Origin of the sequence: Wolbachia endosymbiont (group A) of Cephus spinipes, from assembly GCF_964026895.1 — a bacterium.
GTDB classification, from domain to species: domain Bacteria; phylum Pseudomonadota; class Alphaproteobacteria; order Rickettsiales; family Anaplasmataceae; genus Wolbachia; species Wolbachia pipientis.
The window spans coordinates 506,660-518,844 of sequence record NZ_OZ034713.1 but is presented as its reverse complement, the minus strand read 5'-3'; the positions used below and the strand labels follow the sequence as shown (position 1 = coordinate 518,844).

At 35.6% G+C, this 12,185-nt stretch carries 15 protein-coding genes; 10 read left to right on the top strand and 5 right to left on the bottom strand.

Features of this window, described 5'->3' with window-relative positions; genetic code table 11:
• Nucleotides 1-25: 25 nt before the first annotated feature.
• The 5 genes from AAGD59_RS02445 to AAGD59_RS02425 are packed head-to-tail and all read right to left on the bottom strand — an operon-like array spanning nucleotide 26 to nucleotide 3,223.
• Nucleotides 26-478: a hypothetical protein gene (locus tag AAGD59_RS02445; protein WP_265027978.1), complete on the bottom strand. Its 453-nt coding sequence runs from the start codon at nucleotides 476-478 to the stop codon at nucleotides 26-28.
• Between the two features lie 37 nt (nucleotides 479-515).
• Entirely contained in the window at nucleotides 516-1,019 is a 504-nt protein-coding gene (locus AAGD59_RS02440) for a hypothetical protein (RefSeq protein WP_265027977.1), read from the bottom strand.
• 26 nt (nucleotides 1,020-1,045) lie between these two features.
• Nucleotides 1,046-1,855: a helicase RepA family protein gene (locus AAGD59_RS02435; protein ID WP_265027976.1), complete on the bottom strand. Its 810-nt coding sequence runs from the start codon at nucleotides 1,853-1,855 to the stop codon at nucleotides 1,046-1,048.
• A 23-nt stretch (nucleotides 1,856-1,878) separates the two neighbouring features.
• Nucleotides 1,879-2,682 (bottom strand): ATP-binding protein, encoded by an 804-nt coding sequence (locus AAGD59_RS02430; RefSeq protein ID WP_265027975.1) that lies wholly within the window; start codon nucleotides 2,680-2,682, stop codon nucleotides 1,879-1,881.
• 52 nt (nucleotides 2,683-2,734) lie between these two features.
• Nucleotides 2,735-3,223 carry a sigma-70 family RNA polymerase sigma factor gene (locus AAGD59_RS02425; RefSeq protein ID WP_265027974.1) on the bottom strand — a complete coding sequence of 163 codons (489 nt, stop codon included), beginning with the start codon at nucleotides 3,221-3,223 and terminating at the stop codon, nucleotides 2,735-2,737.
• 251 nt (nucleotides 3,224-3,474) lie between these two features.
• Between AAGD59_RS02425 and AAGD59_RS02420 the strand changes: the two genes are divergently transcribed.
• The 10 genes from AAGD59_RS02420 (at nucleotide 3,475) to AAGD59_RS02375 (ending at nucleotide 12,087) form a co-directional block, all read left to right on the top strand.
• Entirely contained in the window at nucleotides 3,475-4,161 is a 687-nt protein-coding gene (locus tag AAGD59_RS02420) for a hypothetical protein (RefSeq protein WP_264686082.1), read from the top strand.
• A 6-nt stretch (nucleotides 4,162-4,167) separates the two neighbouring features.
• Entirely contained in the window at nucleotides 4,168-6,114 is a 1,947-nt protein-coding gene (locus AAGD59_RS02415) for a DUF4815 domain-containing protein (protein ID WP_341812948.1), read from the top strand.
• Between the two features lie 12 nt (nucleotides 6,115-6,126).
• Nucleotides 6,127-7,311 (top strand): hypothetical protein, encoded by a 1,185-nt coding sequence (locus tag AAGD59_RS02410; protein WP_265027972.1) that lies wholly within the window; start codon nucleotides 6,127-6,129, stop codon nucleotides 7,309-7,311.
• A gap of 4 nt (nucleotides 7,312-7,315) precedes the next feature.
• A complete protein-coding gene (locus AAGD59_RS02405) occupies nucleotides 7,316-7,519 on the top strand; it encodes a hypothetical protein (RefSeq protein WP_149168981.1) in 204 nt (67 codons plus the stop codon).
• Entirely contained in the window at nucleotides 7,516-8,967 is a 1,452-nt protein-coding gene (locus AAGD59_RS02400; protein ID WP_265027971.1) for a hypothetical protein, read from the top strand. Before AAGD59_RS02405 ends, AAGD59_RS02400 begins: the two co-directional genes overlap by 4 nt.
• A 10-nt stretch (nucleotides 8,968-8,977) precedes the next feature.
• Nucleotides 8,978-9,529 (top strand): hypothetical protein, encoded by a 552-nt coding sequence (locus AAGD59_RS02395; RefSeq protein ID WP_264685697.1) that lies wholly within the window; start codon nucleotides 8,978-8,980, stop codon nucleotides 9,527-9,529.
• Complete coding sequence (locus tag AAGD59_RS02390; RefSeq protein WP_265027970.1) at nucleotides 9,522-10,709, top strand: phage tail sheath subtilisin-like domain-containing protein; 1,188 nt, start codon at nucleotides 9,522-9,524, stop codon at nucleotides 10,707-10,709. Before AAGD59_RS02395 ends, AAGD59_RS02390 begins: the two co-directional genes overlap by 8 nt.
• Before the next feature lie 11 nt (nucleotides 10,710-10,720).
• A complete protein-coding gene (locus AAGD59_RS02385) occupies nucleotides 10,721-11,227 on the top strand; it encodes a phage major tail tube protein (RefSeq protein ID WP_253303050.1) in 507 nt (168 codons plus the stop codon).
• Between the two features lie 61 nt (nucleotides 11,228-11,288).
• Nucleotides 11,289-11,489 carry a hypothetical protein gene (locus AAGD59_RS02380; RefSeq protein WP_007303020.1) on the top strand — a complete coding sequence of 67 codons (201 nt, stop codon included), beginning with the start codon at nucleotides 11,289-11,291 and terminating at the stop codon, nucleotides 11,487-11,489.
• A gap of 340 nt (nucleotides 11,490-11,829) precedes the next feature.
• Nucleotides 11,830-12,087: a phage tail assembly protein gene (locus AAGD59_RS02375; RefSeq protein WP_010405430.1), complete on the top strand. Its 258-nt coding sequence runs from the start codon at nucleotides 11,830-11,832 to the stop codon at nucleotides 12,085-12,087.
• Nucleotides 12,088-12,185: the final 98 nt, after the last annotated feature.

Genomic DNA, 12,185 nt, shown 5'->3' with positions numbered 1-12,185 from the left:
AGTTTGACTAAGCTCAGCGTCCGTTTTATGAATTTTGTTGGTATGGATTTGCCGTTTTTAAATTTGCAACTACTTTCATAACTTTGATTCGCCTTTTACTTTCTGGTATTTCTTTCTCATAAAATTTAATATAACCAGCAGCAGCTAAAGTGTTAATATGTTTGCGAATAGAATGACAACCCTTAAGGCCAAATTTATATTCAAAAAGGTAACTAAACGAGTTCTTAGCATAAGGAACTCCTCCATGTGACTTCTTATCAATTAACTGCAAAATAGTATCATACTCTCTTCTCCAACGCTGTTTAGTGGTCTTATTTAGTAAATCTTTAGCAAGATTTATATCATTTATAACTGAAGTCAAAAGTTTAGCTACATCTCGCTTAGAAAGATCATCTGCTGTTTCATGATTGTCAGACAATAAATAAGATAGACATTCTTTAAGATTATTAATTAATAGTGTTTTTTGAAATTTATTCATAAGAGTCCTCTAATATAAAAAATAATTCTTTTGCTTGCTAGAAGGGTATCCAGTCCCCTTTCTGAGGATCAGACTGCCGTTCTGGAGTAACAACTGTAGCAATTCTGTTCCTGTTCCCGTATCTACTGTCGGCTTCAATACCAACTTTTGCAGTAAACTCTAACCCGTTAAAATCAGCTATAGAGTTGATTTTTCTAGCAGTAACTGCTTTCTCTGAAGTGTCATGTGCATGAATATTTCGTGCTGACTCCAAAATGCTTCTAAGCATAGAACGTCCAGATTCTCCCCAGATGTCTTCTTCACCTTCTGCTTTGCCACTTTTGACACCTATAATCTGAAAAATCTTGCGTTTTGCATATGGACCTTCAGTGATAGTAAATTCAGCGTTTAAATAGATGCTGCCAGTAGTGTAGCTTTTCGTGAACCAATTCTCATAACCTCCAGGCTTTATTGCCATTTTTACCTTAACTATTGTACCTTTGGGTATCAAACTACTCTGTATTTTTGCAGTATTAAAATCAGTTAAAAAATCTGATAACATATTGTCTCCTATAAATTAAGTAAAAATCAGTTACTCCATTGGTCTGCAAGCTTCCAACGACCATCTATCTTATCAACAAGCTTATTTGCTACACGCTCACCATTACGAAGCTCAAATACTATTTGACGGACAGTGCTTTCCTCATCATGAGCAAACATCACCATACCAGTACTATAAAATCCCCTCAAAGAACCAGCACCGCTTAAGCCTTGAAATGGATCTTCTTCTAGCATTTTTTTAGAGAGTTTTTTTGTATGGTGAGTGAGTATTATGCCTGAATCTGGATTGATAACATTTCTCAGTCTTTCAAGTGTTTTTTGCAAAAAGAATAGCATAGCGCTATTGTCGTTTTCATTGCCATATTCACTTGAGTTAAAAATGTTACGAAGAGGATCAATCGCAATAATATCAGGTTTGAAACGCTCTTTGACAACATTTTTAATTTCATCTATTTCTTCACTACTAAATGATAATTGCACTCTTGGCGTGATAATTAAGTTATTGGCAGCTACATTCAAAAGTTCGTTATCCAGTTGAAGTTGTTGCAACCGTTCTTTCATATATTCATACTCAATTTCAGTTTGCATGTAGAAAATTTTTAAAGGTCTATTTGGTGTCATACCAAGAAATGATCTACCAGCAGCCATGTGAACAAGCCAAGAGATCAAAAAGTCACTTTTGCCGATTTTAGGTGGGCCACCTAGTACCAATAAACCTCTTTTCGTTAAAATTCTAGGGCAGATGATATCTTCTGGTATTGGCGATTGATCATTCAAGTATTCTTTCACACTGAAAAAGGGAATTTTTTGACCGATATTGAAAAAGCTTTGTTCCATAATAATTGTTCTCCAATTTTTAATTAAGCAATAGGAGCCAAAGTTTTGGCTTTAATTTTCGCAAGTAATTTACCCAAATGTGGTTCTTCAACCATATTCAGGCAGCCACTTCGATCTTTAGCTGGGTATCCCCAAGAGTTAATAGTCTGACAGACGAATGAACGTTTCTCTGTACCATCATCTTTCTTGATTCCAACCATACTGATTACTTCATCAACAATGCCTGGAATCTCACTAGCAGTTTTAGCCCCTTCACATTGAGGTAGCCATGTTGGACGATTGAAGTCATCTAAATATTGACCTAAAGTACCAACGGTAATGATATCTTTATTTGGAATGTGCTGAAACTGATTGAGCCATGCCATCATCTCTTGCGCAAGTATTCCGTAAGCAGCTCTCATGTCTTGCTTTCCACTTCTCTCAGAAAAAGCTTCCGGTTGCATTTTTGCCCATAAGAGACAAAGACGTGATGCTACAGTAATGCTATCAATGAAAATACATCGATATTTAGAAAACTCTTCATTGTATTTACTTGATACGTGCTCATAGTGTTTTTGGCTATACGCTTGATCAGACTTTAGTGCAGGGTTTGGACCACCAATTAGGCAGGCAATATCACGAGCTTGATTCCAAGTACGAACACTAATAGAATCTCCCTGCCAATCTTGAACAGCAAGCAGACCTGATTCAAAGTCAAGACATAGTGTTGGTTCACTTATAGTCTTTAAGAGGCTGGTTTTACCAATACCGTAAGGACCAAAAATTACTACTTTTATGCCTGTAGTTGTTTTCAATCTTTCATTATTGTTTAAAATTTTAAAAGTCATTTATTCACCTCAATGGTATATGTTATATATTCAGGAAAGGTAGAATTTATGTTCAATTTTTCTTTTTTCCCTTGTAGTAGATGGAAGAGAGTTTTATACGTATTTTTCTTATCATAGTATTTAAAGTAGTTCTTGATATGTTGTTCATCTTAGCAACTTCATATAAGTTAAAGTACTTGAGTTGTTCGCATATCTTTTGCATCTTTCTTGGTAGCGTTGAAATCATGTAATCTACATCAGTACGTTTCGCTACTTCATCTTCAAAAGCTTCTGTTTTCTCAATATTGACATAGTTATTAATATTGCGCTTCATACATAGTTGTTTCTCCAATAAGTTATTGGCACGACGTTCAGTTAATCTTGCTACAAAAGTGTTAAAGCTACCTTTACTTTCATCATATCTATCAAGATAAGTCCAAATTTCACAGAAAAGTTCTTGCTCAAGATCTTCATGAGTTTCATGAGCAAAGCATTCAAAAAGTTTTAATCTCTTAGCTTGATACCGTATATTTTGAACAACTATGGCAGTTTTTAGTTTCATAACTTTTCCCTAAAACAATTAATGCTTTAAGGATGAGAACTTACAGGTCCACTTTGTAGGACAGGGGCAAAAATAAATAATACAGATGCAATTTTTAACCTATTGATATTCTATTGTTTTTTTTCGAGAATAATACAGTTCGATTTTTAAATAATACTGCAACAAAAAATTAGGCAAAAATTCATTTTTTTTGGACAAAAATTTTTCAAATCCTGAATATATATTATATAAGCCTTTCAAACTCATCACAGGTGTCAATTCTTACACAATCAGGAAGAGCAGCAATAGCAGCAAGTATAAAAGAGCAGCCGATACATCTTGCCTGGGGAACAGGTGATGCAGGTTGGGAAAGCAATCATAAAGTAGAAAAAACTTTTGCAGCTGATAGCGAAATCAAGCTTGATCACCATCCCATTAAAGACGTAAAAATTTTTATCAGACAAACAACTTATCAGCCAAGTATTGATTATATAGTTGAGAGTAGTACTGGTGTTATTCAGCGCACAGAAAATAGCTCTATTGTAGAGAATAGTACAGTTACTATAGAGTACGTTCAAAGCACACCACCGGAGCCTATTACTTCTCAAAAACTACTCAATGAACTTGGCAGACGTACTGCAGACGAAGTTCTCTTCTGCAAAGGTGATGAAAACGGCGAACTTATAACTCCTTCTGGAAGGTTTAAATCTTCCGCTGTACCAACCAACAATCTCTACCTTAAATTTACTTTCGATTTCACGGACGCAGCAAATCAAGTTATACGGGAATTAGGGGTTATGGTTGGTACTAAAATAAAAGAAGGATTACCTGAAGGACAGAGATATTTCGAGCCAAAAGACGTGGAAAATCCTGGGATTTTGTTAGTTTTAGAACACACCGTACCACTTATCAGAACATCTGCAACTCGGGAAACTTTTTCATTTGTTGTAACCTTTTAGAATAAAATGACTTTAAACACCTATTATAACCGTTTTAATCCTGACAAAGAATACGAAAAAAGCTTGTTTCTAGCAGGAAGAGGTCTACAGTCAGCAGAATTAAATGAGACTCAGGAGTATGCTCTTTCTAAGCTTAAAGGCATAGGTGATGCAATATTTCGTGATGGTGATGTTATAACAGGAAGCAATTGTATTATAGATAGAGAAACTGGTAAAGTTACACTTGAAGGAGGAAAAATCTATCTGCGTGGAGCGGTGAGAAAGGTAGAGGCAAAAGAGTTTGTTATTCCACTGAGTACCATAGTGCGTATAGGTGTTTATTACGTAGAATCTACGATTACAGAACTTGAGGACGCAAATCTTTGTGATCCTGCAGTTGGTACAAGAAACTATCAGGAAGTAGGAGCTGCAAGGCTTAAAGTTTCCATCATTTGGGGATACCAAGTAGAAAGTGTTACTGTTAACTCTACAAATGGCGAATTTTACCCAATTTACAATATTGAAAATGGAGTATTAATAGAACATTCACCACCTCCACAAGCAAACATAGTAACTACCGCTCTTGCTCGTTATGACAAAGAGGCAAATGGTTCCTACGTCGTAAATGGTCTTGAAGTGATGTTCCTCCACAAAGAAGAAAAGGGAGAAGAAGGGGTAAAAAAAGGTAAAAAAGAAATATTTGTGATTAATGAGGGTAAAGCTCATGTTGATGGTTATGAAATTGAGTTACCTCACAGTATTCGTGTTTCTTTTGATGAAGATCCGAATATAAAATCAGTTGAATCAGAACCACATACTTTTCAGCCAAATAGCCAAAGAGTAATGGAACTGAAGGTTAATGATTTTCCAATAAGTGAAATTAAAAAAGTAGATATAACTGTTCAAAAAACCATTACTGTTACTCATGGTTCATACTCTGGGGCTATTGATCCGATACTTGACTCTGCAGTACTTGAGATTATTCAAGTTAAACAAGGCAATGTTATTTATGAAAATAGTATAGACTATAAGTTAAATGCAGGAAATGTTGATTGGTCATTACCAGGTAAAGAACCAGCTCCTGGAAGTAGTTACCTAATAACCTATCGCTGTCGCACTCATGTAAGCCCTGAAGATATAAGTGAACAGGGATGTAAAGTAAAAGGAGCAGTTGATAACAGCTTGGTTTTGATAGATTATACCTGGAAAATGCCCCGCTTTGATTTAATTACTATCGATAGCAAAGGGGTGGTAAGGAGAATAAAAGGAATTTCTCACCCTTGGCGACCATCGATGCCTAAAGCGCCCTCTGGACAACTTTTGCTCTGCTACATTCATCAGACGTGGAAAAAAGGCGAAGGGGTAAAAACAGTGAATAATGCTATTCATGCTGTACCGATGAATGAGCTTGAAGCAATGAAAAAAGGAATAAATGATCTTTATGCTCTTGTTGCACAGGAGCGTTTACGCAGTGATGCAAATTCAAGAGAACCTACCACCAAAAAAGGAGTATTTGTTGATTCATTCTTTGATGATGATATGCGCGATCAAGGAATTTCGCAGTCTGCAGCAATAGTAAACAAAGAATTAATTTTACCTATAGATGTGGAAATTATTGATGTTGAAAGAGGTAAAGAACCTTATCTTATACCTTATAAACTTGAACCGGTACTGGAGCAGCTTTTACAGACTAAAGGAGAAAAGATTAACCCGTATCAAGCTTTTGATCCAGTCCCGGCGCAAATTACTCTAAATAAAAACATTGACCACTGGACAGAGGTTACCACGAATTGGAAAAGTCCAGTAACAAGAGTATTTAATGTTAAAGAAACGACAGAGCTGCTGTCAAGTACTTCATACGAAACTGAATTTATGAGAGAAGCAGTACAGAATTTTGAAATTGAAGGTTTTGAGCCAAGTGAGAAGCTTAAGGAGATAAAGTTCGATGGTGTTGTCATTCAGCCTATGGCATAAGAGGTGAAAAATATGCTAACAGCTAACAACCAAGGAAAATTAAAGGGAAAGGTGAAGATACCGGCAAATATTCCAGCAGGTACTAAATTAGTACAGTTTTATGGTGATAAAGGAAGCTATGGAGAAGCAACTTATACTGGTAAAAAAACAATTACCATAGAAGAAAGAAGAAGAGTTATCGCAGCAAGAAGAATTGATCCTTTAGCGCAAACATTTACTTTAAATGAGAGTAGGCACATAGGAGGTCTAGAGTTATGGTTTATAAATAAAGGCAAAAAACGTGTTGTTGTGCAGATTAGAGAAACAGCAGTGGGAATGCCCTCGCAGACTGTCATTGCTGAAAGCTATATTGAGCCAAAAGATATAAAGATAGATGGCACAGCAACACGTATTACTTGGTTACCAGTGTTTTGCCATGCAGGACAAGAGTATGCAATAGTTCTACTCACTGATGATGCAGATACTGCAGTAAAAATAGCAGAGCTTGGCAAATATGATGCAGTAAATAGCCGTTGGGTAACAAGTCAGCCATATCAAGTAGGAGTATTACTTTCATCTAGCAACGCAAGTACTTGGACACCACATCAAAATTTAGATCTAACTTTTAGGCTTTTAGCAGCGAAGTTTACTGAAAATTCTCACATTATTGATCTTGGTAAAGTTACTGCAAACAATACTTCAGATTTAATTGTTTTGACGAACGTCGAAAAAGTAGCATTTGATACCAATGTAGAATTTATCTTAACAGATGAAGAGGGAAGAGAAAACTTTTTGTCTGATAACTTACCGCTCGCACTGCGTGAAAGAATAAATGGGGAATTAACGGTAAAAGCAAGCCTAAAAGGAGGGCGAGAAAAAAGTCCAGTGCTATATCCTGGGTTACAGCTAGTTATGGGTAATATAGGGGAAAAAGGAGATTATGTAACTAGGAGCATTACAGCAGGAGCTAACACTAAGATTACCATAACATATGATGCGCTGATACCTGGCACTGCAGATGTTAAAGCATATGTACAAAAAAACGTGGATTGGCAATTAGTAAATTTAACATCAGGAAAACCAATTGGAGAAAACTGGGTGGAGAGAACTCATGTACTGACAAACTTTAATGCTAATGAGACAAGGATAAAATTGGTTTTAAGTGGAACGGTTGTCTATCGGCCAAAGGTAAAAAACTTGCGGATTGTTATAACGTAAAAAAATGCCAAATAATGAAACGAGGCGCGGATATCCTTTACCACATCCAGAGAATATTGCTGTGCAAGATGTGGTACGTATTCGCAAAGCGGTAGAAAAAATAGATGAAGATATGAGTGAGAGGGAAAGTAAATACAACGATCTTCAAAAAGCATTTGAACGACTGAATTTTGAGAATTTTTTGAATTTTTGGAGTAATAACAGATGACTATCGCCAAAGAAGTAGTTTATGCATTACATCAGAGACTGAAAGATCTATCTGTAAATGCTACCCCTGATCAACTGGCATATCTTGCAAAATCGCTGGAATTGATAGCAGATAAAAAAGCTATTGCTGACATTGTGCAGATGACTGAGGTAAAAGAGATAATTGATGCACTACAAAAGAGGCTTAAGGATTTAGCAGCAAACAGTACACCAGATCAATTAGCATATCTTGCTAAAGCATTGGAATCAATAGTCGACAAAAGTGCAGTTTCTGAAATTGTACAGATGACTGATGGTAAGCTAAAAGAACTTCTTGATAGTGCAAAAAAACACTTAACTGATCTGGATAATAAAAAAGCTAGTTCTTTAGCAGTGATCTCTGAATCAGAGAAGCAGTTATTAAAGAGAATTGATGAAAAAGGAACAACAAATTTATCGCTACTTGATACGAGAAAGAATGCCAATATTGCAGCAATAAATAGCATTAGTAATAGTCATAAAGATGGTCTTAAAGGTTTAGTAGAAGATTTTCGTACTGTTAATAATGTACCATCTGGCTCATCAATTATTGGGGAAATAGAAACTCGTGATAACCAATTAAAAACATCCCTGATAAATGAGGTAAAAACTCGGGATGAACAGTTAAAAGTGTCTCTTATAAATGAAATAAGAAAGCGCAACATGGTTGAACCAGGGTCATTACCTTTCTTATTTGGTGTACTTGGCAGAAAAAATAATTATTTTGGCCACGGAACTTTTACGACAGAGCTTGGAAAGTGGAGTAGTGATATAACAAAAACTGACTATATGTTACAACTACTAGCAGGTAGCCATACGTACAATACAGATTACGTTAGTTTTTATCGGCCAAGACAACTAAGTTTTATAGAGGGAAGTAAAGGAACATTTATTTACGGAGAGTTATGCACAAAAAGTTTTTCTGGTAGTTATGATGAGATATACTATTATCCGTATGCTGCACTTGGAGTAGTATTTGTAAAAAATACAACCAATGTGAACATAAATAAGACAATGGAATTTGTTGGATCATCTTATTCTAGTACGGAGTATGGGGGAGCAGGATTATTTGTGGGAACTCCTGATAACACTAATTCTAATAAATCAAGTATTTCAAAAATAGTATGGAAAAATGTTTACCAATACACGAGTTCTGATAGCAAGTTAGCCGGATCTGGTAATGTGGAGATTCCAGCAGGAAAAACAGTTGCAATATTACTTTACACATCATCTTATCTGTATTCCAGAACACAAGTTAGTCAAGGTATGCTTGCATCAAATTATGTACACAACTATGGTCAATTTATTCAGTGGGGGATTTATAACATACGTAGCAATTTTCTCACCACAGGGCTTGAGGTAGATGTGGAAAGGACGCTCAGGGGTTGGCAATGTCCAGGGTTAGAACGAACTGATCAAATATGGCAATGAGGAGGAATTTGTGACTATTTATATACGTTTTGAAAACCACAAGCAGATTGAAACAACAACACTTGAAAACAAGCCAACTGGAAATGATTGGTATGAAGCACCAAAGAATTTTGACTGGCAAAAAAGTTATTGTTTAACAGAAGGAGAGAAAATTGTTGAAAGGAATAAGGAAGATATTGAGCTGGAGTTATTGGAAAATGCGAAACTTTCTGCACTTCGTTTTTATTTTAATAACTATACTAACGAATACGCTGGAAATTCTCACCAAAAAGCTAAATCGTATCAAATACAAGAAAAAGCCGCAAAAAGCATTCTAGCAGCACCAGAGTCTATAAGTAAAAAGGATACAGAAATTATAGAACCATTAGCAAAAGTCCGTGGTATTACAGTTATTGAAATGGCAAGAATAATTGAAGAAAAAGCAAAAAAAGCAGTAAAAGAAATAATTAAATGTGAAGAGTTGGAAGACATTACCAAGAAGAAAATTGCAGAAGCCAAAAGTAAAAATGAGCTAGAGAACTTACTAAACGATTTTAAACAAAAGATACAAAGAAATGGCTGAAGAATTTTTACACGGAGTAAATGTTATTGAGGTAACCTCAGGAGCAAAGACAGTACGTACAGCTAAATCATCAGTGATAGGTGTAATTGGTACTGCACCTGAAGCTGATGAGCAAAAGTTTCCGCTAAATAAACCAGTGTTAGTTGCAGGAAGCTTAAAGGAAGCAGCAAAGCTCGGAAAGAGTGGCAGTTTACCTTCTGCAATAAATGGAATATTTTCCCAGATTGGTGCAACAGTAGTAGTTATTCGAGTTAAAGAAAGTGAAAACAGCGATTCAAAGCTCAAAGAAAGTGAAACTATCCAAAATATAATTGGCGGTGTTGATAAAGAGACTGGAGAGTATCAAGGGATAGAGGCATTCCTCAGTAGTGAAAGCATAGTTCATATTGCTCCAAGAATATTAATTGCACCTCAGTTTACTCATCAGTTACCCGAAATAGATGGAGTAAATCCAGTAGTGAGTGCTTTAATTTCCATAGCAGAAAAATTAAGAGCAATTATTGTTGCAGATGGACCAAATACTAATGATGAAGAAGCAATAAAATGGAGAAAAAGTGTACGCAGCTCAAGAGTTTACGTAGTTGACCCTTGGGTTAAGGTATTTATTGAAGGAAAAGAAGGAACCTTGCCAGCAAGCCCATTTGTAGCTGGTTTAATAGCAAAAGTAGATAGCGAACAAGGATTTTTGCACTCACCTTCAAATAAAGAGATAAATGGTATTGTTGGAACAAGCAGGCCTATTGATTTTACGCTCGGTAATACAAATTGTAGAGCAAACCATTTAAATGAAAATGAAGTAACAACGATAATTCATCAAAATGGCTATAGGCTTTGGGGAAATAGAACATGTTCAAACGATTCGAAATGGGCTTTTCTATCAGTAAGGCGCACTGCAGATTTAATTAACGATAGTTTACTTCGAGCTCATCTCTGGGCAGTTGATCGCAATATCACAAAAACTTATATAGATGATGTGATTGAGGGGGTGAATTCTTACCTTGCAAGTTTAAAAGCGCAAGGAGCAATTATCAGTGGAAAATGTTATGCAACTCCCGAACTCAATACACCGGCAAATATTGCAAGCGGAAAAGTGTCTTTTGATTTTGAGTTTACACCGCCATATCCAGCTGAGCAAATAATATTCAGATCCCATCTTGTAAATAATAGTGTAATAAGTTAGGAGAAAGCGAAGTGTTACCCAAAATACTGAGAAATTTTAACGTATTTGTAGATGGTCGTGGTTATGCAGGAAAAATAGATGAAATTACGCTACCAAAGCTTACCATAAAAACAGAAGAGTACCGTGCTGGTGGTATGGATATTCCAATAAATATTGACATGGGCATGGAAAAGCTTGAAGCAGATTTCACTTTTGCTGAATACGATACAGAGCTCTTTCGGCTATTTGGGTTGATAAATGGAAATTCGGTATCTTTGACGCTCAGAGGTGGAATGCAAGGTAGTGGAAGTAATGATATTGGAGCAGTAATAATCAATTTAAGAGGCATTTTTAAAGAATTTGATTTTGGTAACTGGAAACCTGCTGAGAAAGCAACGCTGAAATGTACTGTAGCTGCCCATTACTATAAACTTACTATAGGCGGTAATGAGCTGATAGAAATCGATGCTGAAAATATGATTAGAAAGATAAATGGCGTTGATCAAATGGCCTTGCTACAAACGATTCTAGGGATCTAATATGGTTGACAAAATTACATAAAAATGTTAAAATATAAGAAGTTGTAGGTATATAGTTAATATGGATTCTAAAGCTCATACAAATTCCATAGAGCAGCTAACTGGTTTACTTGTTAGTGTAGCACAATCTCAAGACAAGTCCGTTTTAAAGTTATTAACTGAATTAATGGAAGAAGAAATTGAAGATATGGAATTATCTAAGATTGCTGACGAACGCTATAAAGAAAAGAGGGTTAAACATCAAGATGCCTTCTGGGATTAAGCCTTACAATATAGACTATTCAGAATCTGTTATAAAGAAAGACATTCCGGCTCTTCCAGCAAAAGTAAAGTTAATGATTAAGAAGGCAATAATGGAGCGTCTAACAGTTGATCCAATTGGACTTGGAAAGCCATTAAAGCATAACTTAAGTGGACAACGTAGTCTACGGGTGAGGTATACTTTATTATATAGATGTACCAGAACATACAGTAGTTATTACTTCAATTGAACACAGAAAAGATTCTTATCAAAGCTAATCCTATTTATAGCACCATACAAAGAAATTAGTTATGTAAAAGCCGATATAGACTTTTATTTAATTAACTTTTTAAGGAGGAACATGCAAGCTATAACACTTAATAACCCAATAACAGTTGATGGAATTTCTGTCTCAGAACTTACTGTTAGACGTCCAAAAGTTAGAGACTATCTTGCAATTGAACGCTTAAATGGTAGTGACCTTAGTAAAGAAGTAACTTTGACTGCCAATTTGACATCAGTTGCAAAAGAAGCAATTGAAGAGTTAGATATTGCTGATTATGTGAAAATTCAAGAGGTATTAAAGGATTTTTTTTCACCGATTATCCAAAAAACTTGAGATTAGAAGTATTAATGTTCAGCTCTGTTGTAGGAGGCGGGGTTGAACAAATACTTGATATGGAGATTAATGAATTTATCTTATGGCATAAAGCAGCG

Bases quoted from the DNA above. Each gene is read 5' to 3' on its own strand.
- AAGD59_RS02440 (WP_265027977.1), bottom strand. From the start codon at position 1,019: ATGTTATCAGATTTTTTAACTGATTTTAATACTGCAAAAATACAGAGT.
- AAGD59_RS02410 (WP_265027972.1), top strand. From the start codon at position 6,127: ATGCTAACAGCTAACAACCAAGGAAAATTAAAGGGAAAGGTGAAGATA.
- AAGD59_RS02405 (WP_149168981.1), top strand. From the start codon at position 7,316: ATGCCAAATAATGAAACGAGGCGCGGATATCCTTTACCACATCCAGAG.
- AAGD59_RS02375 (WP_010405430.1), top strand. From the start codon at position 11,830: ATGCAAGCTATAACACTTAATAACCCAATAACAGTTGATGGAATTTCT.
- AAGD59_RS02445 (WP_265027978.1), bottom strand. From the start codon at position 478: ATGAATAAATTTCAAAAAACACTATTAATTAATAATCTTAAAGAATGT.
- AAGD59_RS02390 (WP_265027970.1), top strand. From the start codon at position 9,522: ATGGCTGAAGAATTTTTACACGGAGTAAATGTTATTGAGGTAACCTCA.
- AAGD59_RS02400 (WP_265027971.1), top strand. From the start codon at position 7,516: ATGACTATCGCCAAAGAAGTAGTTTATGCATTACATCAGAGACTGAAA.
- AAGD59_RS02425 (WP_265027974.1), bottom strand. From the start codon at position 3,223: ATGAAACTAAAAACTGCCATAGTTGTTCAAAATATACGGTATCAAGCT.
- AAGD59_RS02415 (WP_341812948.1), top strand. From the start codon at position 4,168: ATGACTTTAAACACCTATTATAACCGTTTTAATCCTGACAAAGAATAC.
- AAGD59_RS02430 (WP_265027975.1), bottom strand. From the start codon at position 2,682: ATGACTTTTAAAATTTTAAACAATAATGAAAGATTGAAAACAACTACA.
- AAGD59_RS02435 (WP_265027976.1), bottom strand. From the start codon at position 1,855: ATGGAACAAAGCTTTTTCAATATCGGTCAAAAAATTCCCTTTTTCAGT.
- AAGD59_RS02380 (WP_007303020.1), top strand. From the start codon at position 11,289: ATGGATTCTAAAGCTCATACAAATTCCATAGAGCAGCTAACTGGTTTA.